Below are 22,422 nucleotides of genomic sequence, written 5' to 3' on the forward strand. Positions count from 1 at the left end.
TTATAAACCTCCAATTATTGTCCAAGCAGTTGAGAAAGGTAGCCAGATTGGTTGTTTAGCTTTTGAATTGCACTATCCATGGCGTTAAACTTTTTGTAGTAACGGGCTTCAACCATTTTTAAACGATCTTGGAATGTACTCATTCGTTTTGTCAAAGAATCAAGGTCCTTACCAAGTCCGTATTCCTTTGATTCCATTGTTGTGCTGCCAGCCTTTTTTTGAATACTTTTCGTTAAGGCTGATAAGGAATTTTTGACACGATAAATGATTCCTTGTTCTTGATATTGCTGCTGCGCTTTGTCTTTATCTTTTGAATCCACATTTAAACTACCCGAGATGAACATTTGTCTGACCTTCTCCGGGTCTTCTTCAATGGCTTTTTTTAATTTCTCTACTCCATCACTACCCTTAATAAATTCAAGCTTCCCGCCATCTTTATAGCTGGATGATGTCGAAATACCGATTTGTGTGAGTTGGATTTTATCCCCATCACTTGTCGTAATATTAGCATAAAAATCACTTCTTATTTTAGAGGCACCAGATCGTAAAATGGAATCACTTCTCAGCAAGCCAGACTTCGCGGTCGTTTCCCATAGCTCTATTTCTTTTTCAGACATCGCTTTTTTCTCTTCAGCCGTTAATGGATGATAGTCTCTGTTTTTCTTTTCATTGACTTTTCCATTAATCTGCTCAACGAGTTCGTTATATTTATCAACAAATTGTTTAATTTTATCATATATGGCATCAACATCTGTTGAAACGTTTAAGCTGACGGGCTTATCTGTAGTTGCTTTAAGCTCGTACGTAATATCAGCCTGTGTGAATGTATTGTTGTTATTCTCCATTTTCAGACCATTAATCTCGTATTGCGCCTTCTGTCCTTGAGTGGTCGCAACTAATTTGTTATCTCCATCTACTTGGAATCCTAATTGCGTTAAAAATGAAGCCGAATTGCCATCAGCTGCTTTAATACTGACGCCTTCACCCGTTGTCCGAGAAGTAAGAGCAATTGTATCCACGTAGTTAGTGCCATCAGAGATTTGGCCTTTGTAAGCCGTCACACCTAATTGCGCGCTGTTCAGCTTTTTCACGATGTCATCGATTGTATCGGAATCAGAGGTATTGATCGTCACCATTTTCGGTTTTGTTGAATCTGGTGTCGTCACTTCAAACGTAAACGTGCCATTTGCTGGTGTAAATCCAGATGTACCAGAGGATTTGAAGACAGAAGCTGTCGCTAGTTGAGTGACATGAATAGAGCCAGAGGTCGCATTTGTTGACCCAGTTGCTGTGACAGCAGATTCATTAGAGCTTGTTACCTTTTTTGCGCCATATGTACTTGGACGCGTTAAGTTTAAACTGTTGATCAAATCATCTAATTCTTTGATTTTCGAGTTAACCTCGCGATAGCTGTCTCTTTGCCATTCAAGTGTTTGTTTCTGGCGTGTCATTTTATCAAGTGGTGCCTGCTCCGTTTTCATCAGCTTTGATACGATTTCATCAATATCGAACACATTTGAAAATCCAGTAATACGATTGACCATTGTTTATGTTCTCCCTTCATTTACATTCTTTTATCTACAAATAAACCGACAATTTCTGTCATTGCCGCATAGAAATCAAGCCATTCCTTGGAAGGAATTTCTCTAATAACTTCTTCTGTTTGGTTATCTACGACTTTGACATAATATTCATTGAGTTTTTCATGTAATTCAAATTGAAGATGAAATTGAGTAGGTTCAATCAGCTTGTTTGCGCCTTGAAGCGTTTTTTCAATTTCTTCTTTTGAAACAGCCCTGCCATTTGCTTGTGAGTCAGAGTTTACATTGTCATTCTGGTTATTAGAAACACGGGTTTGAAATGCATCGATAATTGGCTCTAGTGATGTCAACTTACCAACAGACATAGTTATTCAGCTCCTGTGCTTTAATCTATCTTTTATATCGGCTTTGAATTTGCAAATTAAATATAAATGGACCGATTTGTTAAAGTTTCCTATAGATCATGAACATCTGTATCGGAACACGTTCACACGGAGAAGGACAGCTTAATGCAATAAAAAAATCCTCACTTTTTTTGTGAGGATAATTGAGAGAGGAGATCTAAGGATAAGCTCGCAGCACGATTGTTCTCTTCTTGAATAGACAGGTACACTTCTTTCCTGTGAATATCGATGTGCTTAGGAGCCTCAATCCCGACTTTCACTTGATCGCCCTCGATTGAAATAATCTTGACTTCAATATCATCGCCTATTTGAATTGACTGGTTTAATTTACGAGACAGCACTAACATGAGGATGCCACCTCTAACAAATGTTTTGTATGATAGGCTGAATCATGCAAAATCACCTGCTTGGCTTTCATGTTTTTCCGGTTCACAATAATAGGCGCTCTTAAATTAGCTGTTGTTTTTTCAATAGATGATTCCATTGTTAAAATAACCATTACTTCCACATCATTGGCATCTTCTACTTCCAGAATGTCTACAACCGTTTCGTCTAAATCAAATTCGTATTGATTGAAGAATAAAAACGGACTGCTGACGATAAAGCCTAATGCTGCGTTTTTCAATGATTGAAGAACTAAAAACGGAGATTCTTCTGATAAAGGCAAAATGACAAACTGTTTTTGATCCAGAAATCCTGGTATCCCGTTAGAGAAGTTAATAATTTGCTCCTCTTTGATTGTCACTTCACCATGGTATTTTGTTTGAATGATCATAATTCACGACCTTTTTCGTTTTTCTTAACTATACCTTATCACCATTTTGGCCCGTTTCGTCAACTTCTATTTTTAATTCCGGGTATTGTAACATATCAATATTGACTTTACCTGGCTGGTAGTTAACGATTGGTTTATGAGGTGTTGCCTCTATGACAGCTTTTTGCGGCTCCACATCAATTTGAAGCTCAGAAGGCTGATAGTGGATTTTCACACTAAAGAATGAAGGTATTACACCAATGGTGAATTGTTTTGCTGGAGGACTGCCGTTGATCTTGGCAAACTCAGCAATCGCATTCCCGCCATTCTCGATCTTGATCAGTTCACTTCCTTCTTCCGCTCTTCGACCCATTCCTTCTCCAACAGCACGCTTCCCCTCAGCTGCCCATTCCTCAGAACGTCTAAAAATCGACTTGATGTCCATATCGGCAAATGCCTCGGTTTGATCAATGGTTAATTTCGACGGTGTCCTTTTGATATTCATGACAGCTCGTGGCTGCTGAATCTCAAGATCAGCTCGTGGCTGCTCTACTTCTTGACGGGAAGGTGTTGTCGACATTTGAAGTTTTGCATAGGTTTGCTGCATTAACAATCTAGGGATTTGCATATGTTCACCTCCATGATGCAAAAAAGCACCCATCGGATGCTTTTTATTATCTTAAGAAATCAACAAGGGATGGCTGAATGACTTTAGCTGTTGTCGCTAAAGCAGCTCTATTCACCGTCTCTTGTTGAAGAAGATCAAGAATGGCCTTTTCACTTTCAACATCTTCATTATCTGATTTAGCATTTTTCAATACTTGGTATTGTGAAGTCAAACGACTTCCTACTAAGTCAACACGATTCGAACGTGCTCCTAGGTCAGATCGCTCAGCACTCATCACTTCTTTAAACTGATCAATACTTCCTAATGCATCATCAGAATTCGCGAATGTTCCATTTTTCAATGAATTTTCTAAATCAGTCAGCATTTCAATGACATTTTGACCATTGGCCTGTCCACCAAACGCTGAGATTGGATTTGAGTTTACATTTAAAGTAATCCCATCAGAAATATTTGCTTGAACAGCATTCGCATCTGTATAATTTCCGAAGTTAAATGTATACGTTCCGTCTGCATTCTCAACAACTGGTTTAACATTTGTATTCGTCCCATTAAATACGAACTTACCTAGCATTTGAGTGTTCATTGCATCGATGATTTGATTCTTCATCTGACCAATTTCCACTCCGATAGCTGCTAAATCTTCTGGCTGCTTTGTTCCGTTTGCCGCATCAAGCACTTTATCTCGTATATTTGACATAATATCAATAATTTCAGTGACACTTGTTTCAGATGTATCAATCCAGTTTTGTGCTTCATTTAAGTTATTTTTATACTGTTCATTTCGAAACAAGGCAGTACTATATTGAAGGCTTTTTACTGCTGCAACAGGATCATCAGACGTATTCGTGAAACGTCTTCCTGTTTGTGCCTGCTCATTAATTTTAGAAAGTTTTTCATAACTTTTACTAATATTTCGAAGTGAGTTTTGAGAAATCATACCTTGTGTGACTCGCATCCGTTATCCCTACCTTCCTACGACACCCATGCCGTTTATTACTTTATCCAGTACTTCATCTTGTAATGTCATAATTCTCGCAGCCGCATTATATGCATGCTGGAATTGGATCATATTCGTCATTTCTTCATCGATGGAGACAGCGCTAGTCGACATTCTACGTTCATTGGCTGAATTGACAAGAGCAGCTGAACTGCTTTCAAGCGTCATGTTCTTTTTCCCTTGTACCCCCATCTCAGCAATAACATTTTGGTAATAATCCTGAATGGTCGTTGTATTTCCGCCGATTGGTAATTTTAAGTCTTGTATATTAGCTAATTTCGTAGCATTCGAACCGTCACCTTGAGTTTGATTGAGAGATGCTGCAATATTATCTGTTGATGCTAAAATGACATCGCTCACTTTAATACGAGCTGCCAAACCTTTATTCAACTCATTGTTATTCTCGATATCAAAAAAGTCTTGTCCACTTGCACCAGTTAACGTGTACCCCTGCTTATGTACATCGTTAAATGTATCCATGAATACTTGTGCTACTTCATCCAGTTCTGCAAGCATATCTGGATACATGCCTTTTTCAGCACCGTTTGACATGTAGCCATAAGCCTCAACAAGTGCTTTTACTTTACCGTTTACTTGTAATTGATCCGCTGCAATAGTTGTTGTTCCGAATTGAAGTGAGTTAACAAGTCCCGTAGTATTATCGTAAGAGATTTGCAGTTCAGACTTTTCATTTGTAATACCATTCAAAATGTTTCCAGCAGATTGTCCATTTGCACCGATAATGTCGATGTTGACAGTTCCTTCAGCAATTTTGAGTGCATTACCACCAGGTGGATTGTAGCTGACCTTAATATCAACAAGTGAGGATAATTGATCTACCAAAGTATCACGTGTATCATAAAGATCATTTGGAAGATATCCATTTGGCTCAACTGCTGCAATCTGTTTGTTCACTTCATCTATTTGAGATAAAAGAGTGTTTACATCTTTGGCAGTTGAATCGAGTTCCGTTTTCAAATTCTTTTGTACCGTTGTTAAAGAAGAATTGAGCAGACGGAATTGGTCAACTAGAGCCTGTGCACTTGTTTTAACAACTGTACGTGCAGAAGCTGTATCAGCATTTTTTGTTTCTGATAAGACCTGTAATGATTTCCATAGGTTATCAAAAGCTCTGTTCAAGCCTTCATCCGTCAAATCATTCATAACCCCTTCCATCTGTGAAAGGGCATCTGACTTCGTTGAATAGTAAGACAAGTTGTTGTTATGATCTCTATATTGTAGATCTAAAAAGCTGTCTCGAATTCTTTCAACCGTTCCAACTTGTACACCTGTCCCCATTTGACCATACGTCTTTCCATCATAAACAGAAAGGACTGGATAAGGATTTTCTGCTTTAAAGGTCACTCTTTGTCTTGAGTAGCCCTCCGTATTTGCATTGGAGACGTTGTTTGATGTGACATAAAGCCCTGCACGCTGGGCTGTGATTCCTCTTTTTGCCGTTTCTAGTCCCATGAATGTAGAACCCATTGGTATCCTCCTTGTTTACGCCTTTGAATCAAACAAAGCCCTTTGCTGTTTAGGCTTTGAACTCTCAAGACCATTTTGTCCGTAATTCAAATTTTCTTTATTAGGGTTAACGAGATCGAATGTCAGTGAAATAAATTGAAGTGACTGCTGAATAAGCTGCTTGTTCAGTTCATTTACATCTTTTAGTTCCACCATGATGTCATTTAGTTTCTCATATAATGAAATGAGCTCTTCTTGATCTGTACCTTCAGCCTTTTCGATACATGCAGTGATGGTTGGTGATTGATCACTTTGTAAAAATTGAACGGTCGCTTCAATTCGTTTTTCTTCTAATTGAGAAATGGCCTGAATATACTTTTGCTCCAAATTCAGAACCTCTGAAAGAGCATCAATCTCATTGCTTTTCAGCATTTCTGTTTTATCCTTAGACAACTTTAATAGCTGTTCATGCAATCCATAGAGACGATGCAGTTCTTCAATAATTATTTTAACTGACATTCACGCTGCTCCCTTTTGTTATTGTTGTTTATAAAAATTCAGCATTTTATCTGCAATGCCTTTTGTATCTACTTGATATGTTCCGGCTTCAATGCTTTTTTTAATTTGGTCAATTTTATCTTGACGTTCTCTCATAATATTCGGCACCTTTTGCATTTCGATTGCCTTTTTAGAAATTTCGACTTTATCAGTTGATTTTGCTTGATTCGATTGCAACGTTTGTTTCTCATATGTTTTCTTGTAAGGATTTACTGGTTGTGTTCCATATCGATTAATTTTCACGGGATTCCTCTCGCTTTCCGTTACAGTCTGTCTTGATTCTATCCATTTTATCGACCAAACTGCAACTTAGTTTAGGGAATCAGTCGTTTTTAGGATTAATGGCATAATAGGTGTCTTTTTTCCTAGATTCAATCTCCCTTTTACGCTCTTCTTCTTGGTTCATTTGGCTGATTTGCGAATGAATATCCTGTTCACATTGGCTGCATAGCTTGTTTTTCCTGATCGCTTTGCCACATCTTTCACAAGGATAATTAATATTCGGAAATTGACTAATTTGCAGTCTTTTCAAACGAATAAATTTCAAGATTAATTCTTCATCAACTTCAGTTGCATCTACTATTTCAGCAATGGTTGATTGTCTATTACTTTGCTTCCTCAAGAATTTATATACGATATCAAAAGAACGTTCTTCTTCTTCATAGCATTTGTTACAAACCGTTTGGATGGTGGTTTTTAAAAATAGCTGATTACATTGTGGACAGTTTGCCAATTGATTCATAACCAAAACCCCTTACGTTATTTTCTTTACTTATTATCGGTTAATTATCATGATTTTTAACTACGTATCAACGTAAAAGAAGAAACACTTTTGGCACCTGCGTCTTTTAAAATTCTTGCTGCATCATAAATGGTTGCTCCCGTTGTATAGATATCATCAACTAATATAATATCCCTTTGAACAATCACATCTGTATGCTTTATTTGAAACAATCCTTTTTGATCTAGGCGTTCATTTTTCTTTTTTTTGGACTGCTTACTTTGATGTATTTTCACGAGTGGCTGCAATATTGGCTTACCTATCAAGGAAGCGATGATGACGGACTGATTAAATCCTCTTTCTTTTAGTCTTTCATGACTTAAAGGGATCGGAATCAGCAATTGTTCTTTTTTGCTGAAGGAATGTTTAAATGCTGCTTGTACATCTCGTTTAAACAGCTCAACTAAAGCCGTATCACCCCGAAATTTAAAGCGGGCAAGGACATCTTTCATCAACTCGTTGTAAGTATAAACTGACCTATTTTTCAAAAGGACTTTAGTAGAATCAGGGCGTTCATTCCATCTATCACAGTCCTGGCACATTTCGTCATTTGACTGCGCCCTTCCACACGTTGGACAAATAGGACGCTCAATCTTAACTAAGTCATTCTTACATGCTACACAAAGACGATCATCATTTAATAGTAGGAATGATTTCCATGTAAAAGCAGGCACAAAATGTCCCTCACAAATTTGGCAAATCAATTGGTTTCCTTGTTCAGCAGCAGACGATTTTCACATCTTGGAAATGCGGAGACCTTGGAAGCTGCTTCTGTCAGAATTACCAGCATAGCAGTATTCTTCTGTTTATCCACCATTTCAGATTTACTGTAAGATATTTTATCGATATCTGTTATATATTGTGGTTTCACTTGATTCAGTGAAATTGCTAATACATCTTCCATACACTTTTCACAATGACAAATCATGTTTAATTGGTTGAGATATTGATAGAGAATTTCCTTGAGTAGTATTTCTTTTGCATTGAGTAGCATATTTTGTCTCTCCTGCCATTTGTGTATTGTGAATATAATGTACCATGATTTAGTTGAACCCACACTGTTTTTCAGAAAACTCATTTGCAGCCGTATCATTCATTTTTACGATATGCTTCTTTGCTTGTTTCATACTTCTCGTTAAACCAAAATGAAAAAGGAAAACGTCTCCTGTACAATAATCCGGGTGTCTGCCTACTCTTCCAGAAATCTGAACAAGTGCACTCTCTGTAAAAATAGTAGATTCCGAACCTAAAACCCCGACTTGAACATTTGGAATGGTTACGCCTCTTTCTAGAATAGTGGTTGTAACTAGTACATCGTATTCGTAATCTCTAAAGTACTGAACCTTTTGTTTCCTATCTGGATCATCAGCAGATACTCCCTCCACGTTTAAGGAGTGTTCTCGAAGAATCTTCGTTACCTTCTTCATGGTAGCAATTGAAGGAACAAAAAGTAATACTCTTCTTTTATTTACAATATGTCTCTGCATCCAATTCATCACTTTACGGGGCAGCTGATTCTTTTTTAATTTCTTTTTCCAATGTCCAATCCAATGAAAGGTCGGTACGGGTAATGGTTGTTTATGAAAACGCAGAGGAATTTTTATCGCTTCCAGTTTTCCACTAGAAACCTCTCTCGTCATTTTTTTAGAGGGTGTCGCACTTAAATAAATCCTAACCCCTCCGTTCCTACTCATCGCCTTTAGAACAGCAAATTGGAGACGCTCATCCATTGAATAAGGGAAGGCATCGACTTCATCTACAATGAGGACATCAAATGCATTTTTGTACCTCATCAGCTGATGGGTTGTGGCGATCACAAGCGGTGCAATCTGAAACCTTTGAGAACTGCCTCCATAAAGTACGGCTATTGTCATCCCTTGAAATGCTTTTCTAAGTCGTGGTTCGAGTTCAAGCACAACATCTGTTCTAGGTGTCGCAATACAGACTCTCATTCCTTGATTTAACGCATATTCGATTCCGTGAAAAAGCACCTCCGTTTTCCCTGCTCCGCAAACCGCCCAAACAAGTAGATCAAATTTGTTTTTGATAGCTTCAATCATTCCTTCTGACGCTCTTTTTTGCCCTTTAGTCAGCTCTCCCTGCCATGTTAATTCAGCTCGATATGTTTCTACCATTTGTGGACCTGTCCATTCATAAAGAAACCCACATTCAGTTGCTTTTCCCATCATGATGCATGATCTACAGTATATACAATCCTTTTGACACACTTCACATGGAGAGTGAGCAAAGTACCGCTTGTGTGATACACCGCACCGGCAGCATGTAAAACCATTTGCTTTCCTCTCAATGGCAGGTGTTCGATTGACTAAGCCCTTCTCCTCCAACCAATCCAAATTGGACTGTGGGCACCTTGTTTCGGCGGTGAGCAGATGGCGTGAATGCAGCTGCCGCATTAGTTCCATTGCTTTGTCCATATTCAACTTCACCAAACACCTTTCAATTGATGTTTGCCTATTATGCGCAAAGACATGATCTTTCGTCCAACAGTTAACATAGAAAAATAAAACCCCTTTTCTATACGAAAAGAGGTTTTTTAGGAATTATCTAATTACCCAGCCAAGGGCTAAAGAGCCTTCACCTAAATGGGTGCCGATCACTGCACCAAAGTAGCTTTTATAAAATTCAACATGAGGATATTTTTCTGATAAGTGCGCAATTAATTCTTCTGCTTCTTCTTCTCTATTACCGTGTATCAGGGTTGCTCTCATCGGAACACCACGTGATGCATCTTCATCAAATAATTCAAAAATACGTGAAATGGCTTTTTTACGTGTGCGAATCTTCTCAAAAGGGACAATTAGCTTGTTGTCAAAATGCAGAATAGGCTTTACCTTTAAGAGGCTTCCAATAAAAGCCTGTGCACCATTTAATCTGCCGCCTCTTTGCAAATGAGTTAAATCGTCTACCATAAAATACGCCCGCTGACTTTCTTTCAGGTAATTTAAATGTGCTAACACTTCTTCTAAAGAAGCACCTTCTTGGATTTTTTCAGCAGCTTCTAACACATAAAAACCTTGTGCCATACAGCTTGTTTCTGTATCAAACGGGTAAATATCAATCCCGTCAACTAGATCATTCGCTGAGGCAGCACTATTATACGTTCCACTAATTCCACTTGAAAGGTGAATACTAATCACGGCGTCGTATGTTTCACTTAGTTTTTCATATAAGGCTATTAATTCACCGAAAGCAGGCTGAGAGGTTGTTGGAAGATCTTTGTGTTTTTTGATTTCTTCATAATATGTCTTCCAGTCCATTTCTATTTCTTCACGGTATGATTCACTGCCAAAGATGACGTTGAGGGGGATCATATGAATATTATGTTTATCACGCAGCTCTTGTGGTAGATAAGCAGTACTGTCTGTTACAACGGCTATTTTCATTCTTAAATACCTTCCTTATTCGTTAAGTTACTCTTTTTTATTTTAAAAGAATGATCATTTTTTCATTAGATTTATAATAGTAATCAAAAAAGCCTGCCTAATCAATAGGCAAGCCCGCTATATCCGAAAAAGACTCCTTACCCTGTCTATCATATCTCTCCAGCTAAATGTGAGAGAACAAAAAACAGGCGAAAAAGGAGTACTTGTCCGGAACATTATCTCATTTCTACCCAGCCGTTTTTAATAGCTACAACAACAGCTTGTGTACGGTCGTTTACATTCATTTTTTGCAAAATGTTACTCACGTGGTTTTTGACTGTTTTCTCACTAATAAAGAGCGATTCACCGATTCCTCTGTTGCTCTTTCCGTCAGCTAACATTTGAAGAACTTCACATTCACGTCTAGTTAAGATATGAAGTGGTCTGCGAATTTCAGGATATACCTCGTGCTGTGGATGTGCTGAAACGCCACTAGTTGCTAGGCGTCGGAATTCATTTACTAAATTATGAGTGACTTTCGGATGTAAATAAGAGCCTCCGTCAGCTACAACTTTCACTGCTTCGATAAGTGTGTCTGCATCCATTTCTTTTAACAGGTAGCCTCTCGCTCCTGTTTTCAATGCATGTGTTACATAGTTTTCATCGTCATGAATAGATAGAATAATGACTTTTGATTCGGGATAAAGCTCAACAAGCTGCTTTGTAGCCTCAACACCATTTACATTCGGCATATTAATGTCCATAATGACAACATCCGGATGATAGTGTTCTACGATACGTGCAGCTTCGTCACCGTCGTCTCCTTCTGCAACTACTTCAAAAGTAGGTTCAAAATCTAAAATCCGTTTGACACCTTCACGGAATAATTGGTGGTCATCAATAATTACAATATTTACTTTAGTCACAAGCTACGCCTCCCCATGTTTATTGTTCTACACCTGAACTTTATGGTCAATATGTCTTTTGACTCTATTTTACAATTTTATTTTGCAATGTTAGCGGCACGCGAATCATGATGAATGTCCCTAGACCTATTTTTGAGTCTATGGTCATTTTACCTTCCAGTAAGTCTACGCGTTCTTTCATACCAAGTAAACCGAAGGATTTGTTTTTGTTTGTTTTCACATCTTTCATATCAAAGCCTTTTCCATCGTCTTTAATAATTAAGGTCACAAAGTCTTTCGTTACTTCTACTTTGACAGAGATTTCTTCAGCTTCTGAATGCTTTAATGAATTTGTGACAGCTTCTTGGGCTAGTCTAAACAGTGCTACTTCAAATTGAGAAGCAATTCTTTCGCTTTCTGTATCACCTAGGCATTGGAACGTAATTTTGGTTTTCCCATCATATTCTTCAATTGTGTTTAAGTATTTTCTCAGTGTTGGAATCAGACCCAAATCATCTAAAGCCATCGGTCTTAAATCATAAATGATTCTTCTCACTTCGTACAGTGCATTTCGCACATTTTGTCTGAGACTTCTAATTTCTTTAAAGCCTTCTTCTGTACCGCGGTCTCTAAAAATACGTTCAATTAATTCGGAACGCATCATCACGTTTGCCAGCATTTGAGCAGGGCCGTCATGAATTTCCCGAGACACTCTTTTGCGTTCTTCTTCTTGGGCTTCAATAATTCTGAGCCCAAAATCTTGTTTTGCCTGAGCATCTTCAAGTAAAACGCCGACCTGACGTAAATCCTGGTTGAGATAGTTGAGAACAACTGTAATCTGACTCACAAGCGTTTCAGAGCGTTCTATGACGTCTTGTAAGCTTAATAATCGTCTTTCAAGATCGTCTCTTCTTTCTCTCAGCTGCTTCTCACGCTGCTGAATCATGGTGAGTTCCACCTGCAAGTTATGTGCTTTTTCGTAGGCCTCACGAATTTCCTCTTCGCTGAATTTGTTGAAATTTCTGCTGACCTCAGATAAGCGATTTCTAGCATGTCTTGTATGGACTTCCAGCTTGTCCCCAAAATCAATTACTTCGTTTACTTGCTGCTTGATTTGCTTGAGCTCTTCTACTAGGCTTTCATATTGTTGACGGGACTGTTCGCCTATTCTAAATACTTCGTCCTTGCTGCCATCAACTGTACTTAGCATTTTCATGATGATTGAATCCAATAATTTCGGATCCATTTTGGGTGTTGTCATGGCTTTTCCCTCCCGTAACAGTGATGTCATCTTTTTTTATTATAAATGTCATTGATCTGCATTTTATGTCGAATTATAATGAAAGAATGCGTATAAATCATGAAGTTTTTATGACGACCCTTTTTCCACTCCTATCATCATAACAAAATACGCTGTAAAATTCTAAAACCAATGCAAATTTTCACTAGTCTTACAATTTGCTTGTCAGGAGGGTATGTCTTTTGCTGAATCGCTATCTTACAGTAAAAAGTCGTGGCGAGCATGAGATCGTCATTGAAAAATCACGTTTTATTTGTCATATACAGCGTGCTGTCTCAGAAGAAGAAGCACAAGCATTTATACAATCCATTAAAAAACAACATTGGAATGCCACACATAATTGTTCAGCCTATCTCATTGGTGAACATGACCTGATTCAAAAAGCGAATGATGATGGTGAACCAAGCGGTACAGCAGGTGTCCCAATGCTTGAAGTGCTAAAAAAACGGAAGCTGAAAGATACAGTTGTTGTGGTCACTCGTTATTTCGGCGGTATCAAGCTAGGTGCCGGTGGATTGATTCGTGCCTACGGAAAATCTGTATCAGAAGCTATCAACCATGTTGGAATGGTAGAGCGCTGTTTAATGCGTACAATGCACACAACAATAGATTATACATGGCTTGGAAAGGTAGAGAATGAGCTTAGAGCCTCATCTTTTCAGCTAAAAGAAATCCATTATGCAGAAGATGTTATTTTTGAGACATATGTCGAAGAAACACAAACAGAGCAGTTCATTGAGTGGATGACTGAGCTGACAAATGGAAAGAGTGTTACAAAAGAAGGCGAATTGATTTATTTAGAAAAGGACATTGGTCCGATAAAGGAGACAGATGAATGGCACAACGAGTAAAAGTGCGTGTACGAAAGAAAAAGAGTAAGAAGAAGAGAATTATCAAACGTATTCTGGTCTTATTTTTACTTCTTATCATCTGCATGGGCGGATTTGCAGTATATAAAATCGTCAATACTCTTCAAGCTGCTGACAAAACATATGATGAACTAGATCGCGGAGAGAAATCGAATCTTCGTGATGCTGTCATTGATATTAAGAAAAAACCTTTCTCTGTATTATTTGTCGGAATTGAGGATTATGCCACAAAGGGTGATCATGGCCGTTCAGATTCACTCATTGTCGCAACGATTAACCCTCAAGACAAAACGATGAAAATGGTTAGTATCCCTCGTGACACACGCGTACAGCTTGCAAGTGATACGACAGGAAGTAAAGAAAAGATCAATGCAGCATTTGCTAAAGGTGGTAAAGACGAAACGATTGAAACTGTCGAACAATTCTTGCATATTCCGATTGATAAGTATGCAACCGTTGATTTTGACGGGTTCAAGGATGTCATCGATGAAGTCGGCGGAATTGATATCGATGTTCCATTTGACTTCAATGAAAAAAGTGATGTTAAAAAATCGAAAAAGATTTACTTCAAAAAAGGCAATATGCATTTAAACGGGGAAGAAGCACTTGCTTACGCACGGATGAGAAAACAAGATCCACGCGGTGATTTCGGACGTAACGATCGTCAGAAACAAATTTTACGTGCAATGATTGATCAAATGGCGAAGCCAAATAACATTGCGAACGTCGATAACATTGCTAAAGAAGTCAGTGATCACATTACGACCAATTTCCGTATCACAGAAGGTCTTGCGCTTCAGCAAATCTACAGCGGATTTAAAGGAGACGACACAGAAACACTTTCTATTAAAGGAAAAGACCTTTACTTAGGTCCGAATCGGACGTATTACTTTGAGCCAGATCCAACCAATCTAGCTAACGTCCAATATGAATTACGGACCCATTTAAAGCTTCCTACTGAATCTCCAACTGAAACAGATTCACAAACCAATCCGTCCTCTGGTGAAACAGGGTCAAGTGATACAACTAACTCATCGACCAGCACACCTGGACAATAATAAAAACAGCCCAGTTCCTAGGAACGGGCTGTTTTTTACTGCCTTTTGACCATTCGTTTATAAAATTTCGTAAATGGTTTAAACTCTTCATTCACCAAGCCTGTGACTTCTGCAATCACTTGCATGAACATGACCAGTAAAAAGATAATAATCAGTGATAACCAAATGGTGGCGCTTGTCAGCAAAATCGCACTTAAGCTAAAGACTAAGCCAATCATATAAATCACGATGACAGCCATACGATGGGACAAGCCAAAAGCCATCAGTCTATGATGAATATGAGATTTGTCAGGTGCTGAGATCGGCTGTTTGTTTAATATTCGTCTAATGATGGCAAAGGTGGTATCGAAAATTGGGACACCTAAGATGATCACTGGAACAACAACACTAAACAAAGTGACACTTTTGTACAGCCCTAATAGTGACAGTACCGAAATCATATAACCTAAAAAAAGCGAGCCGGTGTCACCCATAAAAATCTTCGCCGGATGAAAGTTGTAAAAAAGAAAGCCGATGGTACTACCAATGACAACAAGGGATAAAGAAAGAATCAAAATTTTATCAGCTGAAAATGCCATCACGGCAATGGTTGATAAACCGATGACAGAAATACCGGCAGCCAGTCCATCAAGGCCGTCAATTAAATTAATGGCATTTGTGATTCCGACAATCCATAACACGGTTAGGGGATATGCCATCCAGCCTAACTCAATTCGATCTGTTAAGAAAGGAACAGAAAAAAAGTCCATTTTTAAGCCTGTGCTTACAATCAGACAAGCAACAAGAACTTGTACGAGAAATTTGAATTTTGCACTTAAATTATATTTATCATCAAATATACCTAGAATGACGATAAGTACGGCACCAACTGAAATTGCTGTAATTTTATTATGTAGAAACAGCCCGCCTGCTAATGCTCCAGCCGCTACCCCAATAAAAATTGCCAAACCGCCCATTCGAGGCATTACTTTATCATGAACTTTTCGTTTATTCGGCTGGTCCACTGCACCAATCTTAATTGCAAACTTTTTGACGATTGGTGTCACAATTAAAACTGTAGCCAGAGAGACAAAAAACGCTAATAAGGCGCGTTCGTAATCCATAGGTCAGTCTCCTTCTAAATTGAAATCTGTATTTTGTATATTGGCCGCTCTTTCCATTATACAATTGAATAGAGGATGATCACAAGCTCCCCCTGTGAAGAAGAAACAAATAAAAACGCACAATCCCTGATGAATTATGCGTTTTCTTTAATATTCGTTAGTTCCACCATATTTGTGAACAGCGCGTGCCAATCTTTTTTCTTCGCCCGGCTTTGTCTTAGATGTCTATAGTCCATGTCGTCTTTTTTGCTGATCACTTTTTGGCAGGCTTCTACGAAGAGTGCAGGATCTTCGCCCTCTAAATATTCATACACATCATTCTCTTTTAGCCTTTCCGTTGACGGAAGATTTAAACCAACAACCGGTATTCCTGCGGCTAAAAATTCATATAGCTTGAGTGGGAACACGGCTTGATTGTAAGGAGATTGTTTGTATGGCATCATGCCTACATCAATCAGCTTCATATACGCAGGCACTTCTTCTGGTGCAACAGCACCTGTCCAGATCACATTTGGCAGTTTAAGTGCATGCTGAAAAGATGGATCGCCATTTGTTCCATCCGGACCGACAAATAAAAATGTCCAATCAGGCTGCATGCGAGCAGCTTCTGCTATCATGTCAAAATCGAGCTTCGGCTTGATGCCTCCAATAAAGCCAAGAACAGTTCCTTCTCTTCCTCCCAACACATCCTCCTTACATGGAAGATTGCTTTTGGCAAACACATCGTACTCAACGCCATTTTCCACTGTAAAGACATCTTTCGGTTCACCCATGAGACGTTTTTTAATTTGATCGTGTAAGTATTGAGAAGAGCATGTAATGCTGTGTGCGTATTTGATAATTCGATTTTCTGCTTTCTCAATGACACGCTGCCTCATATAAGAAAACAAATTATTTTTGCCGCTTATCGGCTCTCCCCACAGGTCACTGCAATCATAGACAATATGTTTCCATTCAAATAAAGAAGATAAGAGCGGAAAGCCCGGAAACGTATACCATAAGCAAACAGCGATTCCCTTCTTTTCCTCCTGCCGCAAATGCTCAAGAAGGGGGGACAATTTATGAATATAGAACATGTCTTGATATCGGCCAAAGCGAAAAAATTTGCTCTTAAGCACATCAGGAATGGTCAATTGCTTCATTCGATCGGTTATGGGCTGAAAGGGAGCTTTATGACGGAATGCAGATGGGCATACCCAGATGACCTCTTTCGTTTCTGGATCAGATGCTAGAAATTCCGCCAGTCGATGCCGTCTGTACCTCAAGCCGTCCTGTCCCCATTCTCCCGTCGCTACGATAACATGTATGATCGAGTCTGCTTTCACCTTTATCACCTTTTTTCCCTTCTGTTTATAAGCGCTTCTTCACAGCATTTGTCGCATAGTGCATAAAACACCAAGATGCTTTGACAAAATGAAGCTGCTCAATTTCTCTGTAGACGAACCACGTTTTTTTCGCTGCTTTCCACTTGTTACTAGAGATCGAGTTCCCAACGATGCGGTATTCACTGAGTGGTTCACTCATACCATAAGCTGTAAATCCTCTTTTTAATATGGACAGCCACGTAGCTAAATCCTGTCTTGTACGGATGTTTGGCATTTCTATATGTCCGATCTTCTGTACATCAAGCATCACCGTTAAACAGCCGATAATGGTATTTTTCAAAGCTTCATCATAAGTTAATCTTACGGGTGCAGTGACGGTTTTTTCTAGTGGTTCTCCATTTTCTGCAATGATGTCATATGCCGTGAATGTAAAGGCATAATCGTTTGTCAGCATGAAGTCTACCTGCTTTTCGAGCTTCGTCTCTTTCCACTTATCATCGCTGTCTAAAAAAGCAATAAAGCGGCCTTTTGCCTGTTTGATGGCTGTATTTCTAGCGATGGCGGCTCCCCCATTTTGCTCTAAATAAATGACGTTGATTCTGTCGTCTGCTTCACTTAAGTCCCCAAGCAGCTTCCTTGTTCCATCTGTTGAACAATCATCTGCGATGATCAGTTCCCAATTGGAATAGGTTTGGGCAAGGACGGAATGAACTGTATCCGTTAAATAACGTTCCGCATTATAGGCCGGTGTAATGATTGATACTAACGGTTGATTGTTCACCTAAGACTCATCTCCAGTTCATCATTAAGATTCTTTGAACACTTCGGGTAAGACCACAAACATGAGCGAGATACTAAAGCCAATGACAAGTCCAAGCAGTGCACGCTTTTTCGCTGACATGCCTTTATTGCCTTCATCAAGAACTTGAGCAGGGTCAACAATCTTCGCCTGCTTCATTCCAAGCTTTGTAGACTCCAATTCATATAAGAATCGTTCTTTATCTACTTTGGAATCGTTACTGACAGATTCGTCTTCTAGAGCAGATAATCTACTTTCAATCACCTGCTGCCTTTTTGTAAATAATGCTTTGTCTTGCTTCAGAAATGTATCCGACACCTGCTTTACGACAGCTAAAGCATGATCCTTATCAGCATCTGTGAAGGACAGCTGTAATTGTGTATCTGATTGATTGGTGAGGACGAGGCGACTTTTCACATCCTGCCTTTCTTCTTCTTTGACGTCACTGAGTGCTTCATTCAGAAATGCATCGCTTTTTAATAGAGATGTCACTTCAGCTATATTGTTATACACTCCGTCATCATATTTGCCAAGCGTGAGAGTAACAGCAGCTGTGTAACTAGACTGCTGCGTTGTTCCTTTGGCAAAAAAGAATCCAAAAGCGCCTAATACGACAGGCAGCAGCACGAGCCATACGATATACTTTTTGATTCGCTTCCCTATTCTAGATATGAAACCAGACATGTTCATTCTCCCAACATTGACGTATTTGCTTTTTCACTAGTGTAGCCATACCAGTGCAGCATCACACACGGTTTACCAAGTCTTAAACCGCTGTTTGTTTTTCAACATATTCACCGCTGCGATCACGAGTCCTAAAAAGACCCAGTGGAAATATAAATTCGAGACAGAACTAGGACTGATACTTGAAACGAGAAAGCTCAGCATGGCAGCGAACAAACCTTCAATGATCATTTTTGCTGATCTTGTGTCAGCCCATTGGTATTGTTTATACAGCGTGAACATGAGATAAGCGTAGACGGAGATATAGCCCAGCATGACTGCAAATCCAAAGTTCGTCATCACTTCCAGCAGCCAATTGTGCACTTCAACGACTTGATCTGTATCAAAGATCGAAAAGTGGGCTAAGTAGTAAGACACATTCCCCGCTCCGACACCAAATCCGTATGAATCCGTAAAGAAATGCCATGCATTTTTGATCAAATTCGCTCTCGCAATGTTGGATGGGAGTGGTTCACTAAAAGAATGCGCGACCTGAGAAGCGAGAAACAAGTCATAAAAGACTGAATAAATCTTGGCTGAAAAAACAGCGATACAGATGACACCAAGTCCGCCGGCTGCGATGAGTGACCACTTTTTGAGAAAGCGCGGCATGAGCAGCCACACATAGATGGCGACTCCCGCAAATATGCCAAGCAGGCTCGCGCGGGATTCTGTTAACAAAATGAGATACAGTGCTGCAATGGCGCCAAATAATCCAAATGCTTTGATATAACCATTTTTCATTTGCCGCATACAAGCTAAATATAAGAAAAAGCTAATCGATAAAAACGTCGCAAAGTCATTTTGATTAAAAAAGACAGCTGTAGGATAGTGCTGTTTATACGCCGGCCCAAGATACAATGAAGTATTCGGTAAATGGTTCAAAGTAAAGTGATTATAAAACCCTATCCCCATGACAAATACAGTCATGACGAGCCAAATGCTATAAAAGGTGACCACTTGATCCATTCGCTGAATGTACATGACTACAAGAAAGACAAATCCCATCCCCATAGCAAGCAGGGACATATATTTAAGACCGTCTGTCACCGAATGAGCCCACATCAGTGAGATGAGCCCGTAAAGAAACCATGCAGCAAAAAAGCCAAGAATCCCTTTTACACGAATCTGCTGCCACTGCGATATGTATGTCCCCTTATCTCTCATCCGCCATATGAATAAAGCAAAGGCAGCAATGAGCATGATACGGTAGAGAAAAAGACTAAAGAATCCGGCACTAATAGAAAAGAAAGCGTTGTTGAGAAAGGTCAATGCAATTAAAAGATAAATGGCTGACATGAACACCTGCTCACCGTTCATGTATAGCTTCATTAACACAATAAAAGCCGTCAGGACCAAAAGCAGGACCGGAATGGCGACGATCTTTTTTAACCCGATGGGCTGCGCAGACGCCATTTGTACAAGTCCTAGCCCTGCTGCAAATAATATACATCCAATCAAGATTTGCCATGCTGTTTGTTTCACGCTCATACCCATTTTCCTCCTAAGCAACCCATCCGATTTGAGGGATTAAGCCTTGACTTCCTGTTTATAGTAGGAAATGGTACGAGCCAAACCTTCCTGTAAACTCACAACAGGCTCCCAAGCTAAGACTTGTTTCGTTTCCTCATTTGCTAAAGTACTATGCACGATATCTCCTGCACGCTGCGGCTTGTAAATCGGTTCAAGCTGTGAACTCGTTACCCGTTTCATCGTTTGAAACAGTTCATTCACAGTGATGGAATCACCACACGAAATATTTAAACAAACGTTTGATTGGGCTGTTAAAGCCGCAACATTTGCTGCTGCTAGATCACCCACATAGATAAAGTCTCTTGTTTGTTCCCCATCTCCAAAGATAAAAGGGGCCTCATCCTTTGCAAACTTATCAGAGAAAATAGAGACAACACCGCCTTCGCCAAGTGCGTCTTGGCGCGGACCATATACATTGCTGTACCTGAGAATACAATAGTCCACATCATAGAGTGATTTTGCCATTTCTAAATACCGCTCTACTGTCAGTTTTGCTAAGCCATAAGGTGAACCAGGCTTCAGCCGGTGTGCGGTGTCTACTGGCAGATATACCGGGTCTCCATAGACAGCTGCTGAAGAGGCAAAGATGACTTTTTCCACTCCTGCTTCAGCCGCAGCTTTCATGACGTGCAGAGATCCTTTGATATTGACCTCTTCGTCATAAACGAAATCCTTAACGGAAATGGCTACACTCACTTGTGCTGCAAGATGAATGATGTAATCCGGTGCGATTTGTTTGATCAAATCAATCGTCGCTGGCTTTGTGACATCTGCCTCTATGCATCGCACGGAAAGATGGGCAATATTTTCTCGAGATCCAGTTGAAAAGTTATCAAGAACGATGGGCTCATAGCCTTTTTCTAGTAAAGCCTCTACCGTATGTGATCCAATAAATCCGCTTCCCCCAGTAACCAATACTTTCTTCATCAAAGCTCCCCCTGTTATTGTGCCTTCGATACCAATTCTGCTTCCCATACACTTGGGCGGCCGATAGACTGGTAAATAAATCCTCTCTCTTTCATTTCTGCTGGATCAAACAAATTCCTTCCATCAATTACAATTGGCGAACGAAGCAGCTGCTTGATCTGGTCTTTATCCATCTTCTGTACGTCGTCCCATTCTGTTAGGATGAGACAGGCATCGGTATCTTTTACTGTTTCATACAGGTCGTTGCTGAAAACCGCCTGCGGGCCAAGCTCCCGTTCAGCTTCTACATAAGCAATTGGATCATAGGCTTTCACAAAAGCACCTAGCTCTCTCAGCATTGGGATAATATCTAATGCAGGTGCGGAACGCATATCATTCGTATTCGGTTTGAATGCAAGGCCTAAGACAGAAATGGTTTTTCCTTTAATATCACCGAACACACTCATCAGTTTGCTGACAAGGTTGGCTCTTTGGTTGTTGTTCGTTTCAATGACAGATTCGATCAGCTTGAACCGATACCCGGATGTTTCGGCAATTTTGAGAAGAGCCATCGTGTCTTTCGGGAAACAAGAACCCCCAAATCCAATGCCTGCTTTTAAAAATTTATGCCCGATGCGGCTGTCTAATCCAACTCCTTCACTGACTTTTTCAACGTCAGCGCCTACCCGCTCGCAAATATTTGCAATGTCATTAATGAAAGAAATTTTTGTGGCAAGCATGGCATTTGCAGCATACTTAATCATTTCAGCACTTTCTAAGTTGGTCTCCACAACTTCTGTTTGAAACGGATCATGCAGCCTTTTGATGATGGTGGAAGCATGAGTGCTTGTTGAACCAATGACCGCCCGCTCCATATTCATCGTGTCTTGAATTGCAGAGCCTTCTCGGAGAAACTCTGGATTGGATACGACGTCAAAGGGATATTTGCTGCGCGATGCCTTTTCCACAATGGCTTGAACGAGGCGGCCTGTTCCAACGGGCACTGTGCTTTTATTGACGATGATTTTATAGCCATTCAGGTGTTCACCGATCGTTTGAGCGACGGCTTTCACATACGTTAAATCCGCTTCCCCTTGTGGTGTCATCGGTGTCCCTACGGCAATATAGATAATCTCTGATTCCCTAATAGCGGCAGGAATATTCGTTGTAAAAAACAGTCTTCCTTCTTCTGTATTCTTTTGAATCAATTCCTTTAAACCTGGTTCATAAATGGGAACGACACCACTTTTTAAGCTGTTGATTTTTGATTCATCAATGTCACAGCAGATGACACGATTTCCGATATCAGCAAAACAAGTACCCGATACTAACCCGACATACCCTGTTCCAATCACAGCAATTTTCTTCAACATTTTTCATCCTCTCAG

Annotated in this window: 25 protein-coding genes; 2 read left to right on the top strand and 23 right to left on the bottom strand. The window is 39.7% G+C overall.

Going from position 1 to position 22,422, the window contains the following annotated elements; genetic code table 11:
* Positions 1-14: 14 nt before the first annotated feature.
* The 16 genes from ACP69X_RS02175 to ACP69X_RS02250 form a co-directional block, all read right to left on the bottom strand.
* Entirely contained in the window at positions 15-1,544 is a 1,530-nt protein-coding gene (locus tag ACP69X_RS02175) for a flagellar hook-associated protein 2 (RefSeq protein ID WP_426052377.1), read from the bottom strand.
* Between the two features lie 20 nt (positions 1,545-1,564).
* Positions 1,565-1,906 (bottom strand): flagellar protein FlaG, encoded by a 342-nt coding sequence (gene flaG / locus ACP69X_RS02180; RefSeq protein ID WP_039181788.1) that lies wholly within the window; start codon positions 1,904-1,906, stop codon positions 1,565-1,567.
* Between the two features lie 161 nt (positions 1,907-2,067).
* Positions 2,068-2,292, bottom strand: a complete 225-nt coding sequence (gene csrA / locus ACP69X_RS02185) for a carbon storage regulator CsrA (RefSeq protein ID WP_008360181.1) — start codon at positions 2,290-2,292, stop codon at positions 2,068-2,070.
* Positions 2,286-2,720, bottom strand: a complete 435-nt coding sequence (fliW, locus tag ACP69X_RS02190) for a flagellar assembly protein FliW (RefSeq protein ID WP_041088051.1) — start codon at positions 2,718-2,720, stop codon at positions 2,286-2,288. The genes csrA and fliW overlap by 7 nt, the downstream gene beginning before the upstream one ends.
* A 28-nt stretch (positions 2,721-2,748) precedes the next feature.
* A complete protein-coding gene (locus ACP69X_RS02195) occupies positions 2,749-3,327 on the bottom strand; it encodes a DUF6470 family protein (protein ID WP_041088049.1) in 579 nt (192 codons plus the stop codon).
* Between the two features lie 46 nt (positions 3,328-3,373).
* The gene (gene flgL / locus ACP69X_RS02200; RefSeq protein WP_426052378.1) at positions 3,374-4,282 is read right to left on the bottom strand and encodes a flagellar hook-associated protein FlgL; all 909 of its coding nucleotides are present in this window, start codon (positions 4,280-4,282) and stop codon (positions 3,374-3,376) included.
* Positions 4,283-4,291: 9 nt separating this feature from the next.
* Positions 4,292-5,812 (bottom strand): flagellar hook-associated protein FlgK, encoded by a 1,521-nt coding sequence (flgK, locus tag ACP69X_RS02205; protein ID WP_041088045.1) that lies wholly within the window; start codon positions 5,810-5,812, stop codon positions 4,292-4,294.
* A gap of 15 nt (positions 5,813-5,827) precedes the next feature.
* Positions 5,828-6,310 carry a flagellar protein FlgN gene (locus ACP69X_RS02210; RefSeq protein ID WP_047201874.1) on the bottom strand — a complete coding sequence of 161 codons (483 nt, stop codon included), beginning with the start codon at positions 6,308-6,310 and terminating at the stop codon, positions 5,828-5,830.
* A gap of 18 nt (positions 6,311-6,328) precedes the next feature.
* On the bottom strand, positions 6,329-6,592 hold the full coding sequence (gene flgM, locus ACP69X_RS02215; protein ID WP_024423620.1) for a flagellar biosynthesis anti-sigma factor FlgM: 264 nt from the start codon (positions 6,590-6,592) through the stop codon (positions 6,329-6,331).
* A gap of 79 nt (positions 6,593-6,671) precedes the next feature.
* Positions 6,672-7,091 carry a TIGR03826 family flagellar region protein gene (locus ACP69X_RS02220; protein ID WP_039181808.1) on the bottom strand — a complete coding sequence of 140 codons (420 nt, stop codon included), beginning with the start codon at positions 7,089-7,091 and terminating at the stop codon, positions 6,672-6,674.
* A 56-nt stretch (positions 7,092-7,147) separates the two neighbouring features.
* Complete coding sequence (locus ACP69X_RS02225; RefSeq protein WP_258954542.1) at positions 7,148-7,804, bottom strand: ComF family protein; 657 nt, start codon at positions 7,802-7,804, stop codon at positions 7,148-7,150.
* Positions 7,805-7,830: 26 nt separating this feature from the next.
* The gene (locus tag ACP69X_RS02230) at positions 7,831-8,124 is read right to left on the bottom strand and encodes a late competence development ComFB family protein (RefSeq protein ID WP_041088040.1); all 294 of its coding nucleotides are present in this window, start codon (positions 8,122-8,124) and stop codon (positions 7,831-7,833) included.
* Positions 8,125-8,173: 49 nt separating this feature from the next.
* A complete protein-coding gene (locus ACP69X_RS02235) occupies positions 8,174-9,571 on the bottom strand; it encodes a DEAD/DEAH box helicase (RefSeq protein ID WP_269199592.1) in 1,398 nt (465 codons plus the stop codon).
* A 120-nt stretch (positions 9,572-9,691) separates the two neighbouring features.
* Entirely contained in the window at positions 9,692-10,534 is an 843-nt protein-coding gene (locus ACP69X_RS02240) for a DegV family protein (RefSeq protein WP_041088038.1), read from the bottom strand.
* Positions 10,535-10,749: 215 nt separating this feature from the next.
* Positions 10,750-11,439, bottom strand: coding sequence for a two-component system response regulator DegU (gene degU, locus ACP69X_RS02245; protein ID WP_008348273.1), 690 nt, complete (start codon positions 11,437-11,439; stop codon positions 10,750-10,752).
* Positions 11,440-11,503: 64 nt separating this feature from the next.
* Positions 11,504-12,679 carry a sensor histidine kinase gene (locus ACP69X_RS02250; RefSeq protein WP_003213166.1) on the bottom strand — a complete coding sequence of 392 codons (1,176 nt, stop codon included), beginning with the start codon at positions 12,677-12,679 and terminating at the stop codon, positions 11,504-11,506.
* Positions 12,680-12,900: 221 nt separating this feature from the next.
* On the opposite strand from ACP69X_RS02250, the gene ACP69X_RS02255 reads away from it, so the two are divergent.
* Together ACP69X_RS02255 and ACP69X_RS02260 are read left to right on the top strand one after the other, a co-directional pair.
* Positions 12,901-13,569, top strand: a complete 669-nt coding sequence (locus ACP69X_RS02255; RefSeq protein WP_012011434.1) for a YigZ family protein — start codon at positions 12,901-12,903, stop codon at positions 13,567-13,569.
* Positions 13,554-14,645 (top strand): LCP family protein, encoded by a 1,092-nt coding sequence (locus ACP69X_RS02260; RefSeq protein ID WP_041088032.1) that lies wholly within the window; start codon positions 13,554-13,556, stop codon positions 14,643-14,645. Before ACP69X_RS02255 ends, ACP69X_RS02260 begins: the two co-directional genes overlap by 16 nt.
* Before the next feature lie 35 nt (positions 14,646-14,680).
* On the opposite strand, the gene ACP69X_RS02265 is transcribed toward ACP69X_RS02260, so the two are convergent.
* From ACP69X_RS02265 to tuaD, 7 genes are all read right to left on the bottom strand, one after another.
* Positions 14,681-15,748, bottom strand: a complete 1,068-nt coding sequence (locus ACP69X_RS02265; protein WP_034660156.1) for a glycosyltransferase family 4 protein — start codon at positions 15,746-15,748, stop codon at positions 14,681-14,683.
* A gap of 134 nt (positions 15,749-15,882) precedes the next feature.
* Complete coding sequence (tuaH, locus tag ACP69X_RS02270) at positions 15,883-17,082, bottom strand: teichuronic acid biosynthesis protein TuaH (protein ID WP_082179326.1); 1,200 nt, start codon at positions 17,080-17,082, stop codon at positions 15,883-15,885.
* A gap of 16 nt (positions 17,083-17,098) precedes the next feature.
* Positions 17,099-17,854: a teichuronic acid biosynthesis protein TuaG gene (tuaG, locus tag ACP69X_RS02275; protein ID WP_041088016.1), complete on the bottom strand. Its 756-nt coding sequence runs from the start codon at positions 17,852-17,854 to the stop codon at positions 17,099-17,101.
* Between the two features lie 24 nt (positions 17,855-17,878).
* Positions 17,879-18,556, bottom strand: a complete 678-nt coding sequence (tuaF, locus tag ACP69X_RS02280; RefSeq protein WP_041088014.1) for a teichuronic acid biosynthesis protein TuaF — start codon at positions 18,554-18,556, stop codon at positions 17,879-17,881.
* 72 nt (positions 18,557-18,628) lie between these two features.
* Positions 18,629-20,086: a teichuronic acid biosynthesis protein TuaE gene (gene tuaE / locus ACP69X_RS02285; RefSeq protein ID WP_041088012.1), complete on the bottom strand. Its 1,458-nt coding sequence runs from the start codon at positions 20,084-20,086 to the stop codon at positions 18,629-18,631.
* A gap of 39 nt (positions 20,087-20,125) precedes the next feature.
* Positions 20,126-21,055, bottom strand: a complete 930-nt coding sequence (locus ACP69X_RS02290) for an NAD-dependent epimerase/dehydratase family protein (protein ID WP_041088010.1) — start codon at positions 21,053-21,055, stop codon at positions 20,126-20,128.
* A 14-nt stretch (positions 21,056-21,069) separates the two neighbouring features.
* The gene (gene tuaD / locus ACP69X_RS02295; protein ID WP_426052379.1) at positions 21,070-22,407 is read right to left on the bottom strand and encodes a UDP-glucose 6-dehydrogenase TuaD; all 1,338 of its coding nucleotides are present in this window, start codon (positions 22,405-22,407) and stop codon (positions 21,070-21,072) included.
* Between the last annotated feature and the right edge of the window lie 15 nt (positions 22,408-22,422).

It is taken from the genome of Bacillus sp. DC4300-2b2 (assembly GCF_049895685.1).
GTDB classification, from domain to species: domain Bacteria; phylum Bacillota; class Bacilli; order Bacillales; family Bacillaceae; genus Bacillus; species Bacillus safensis.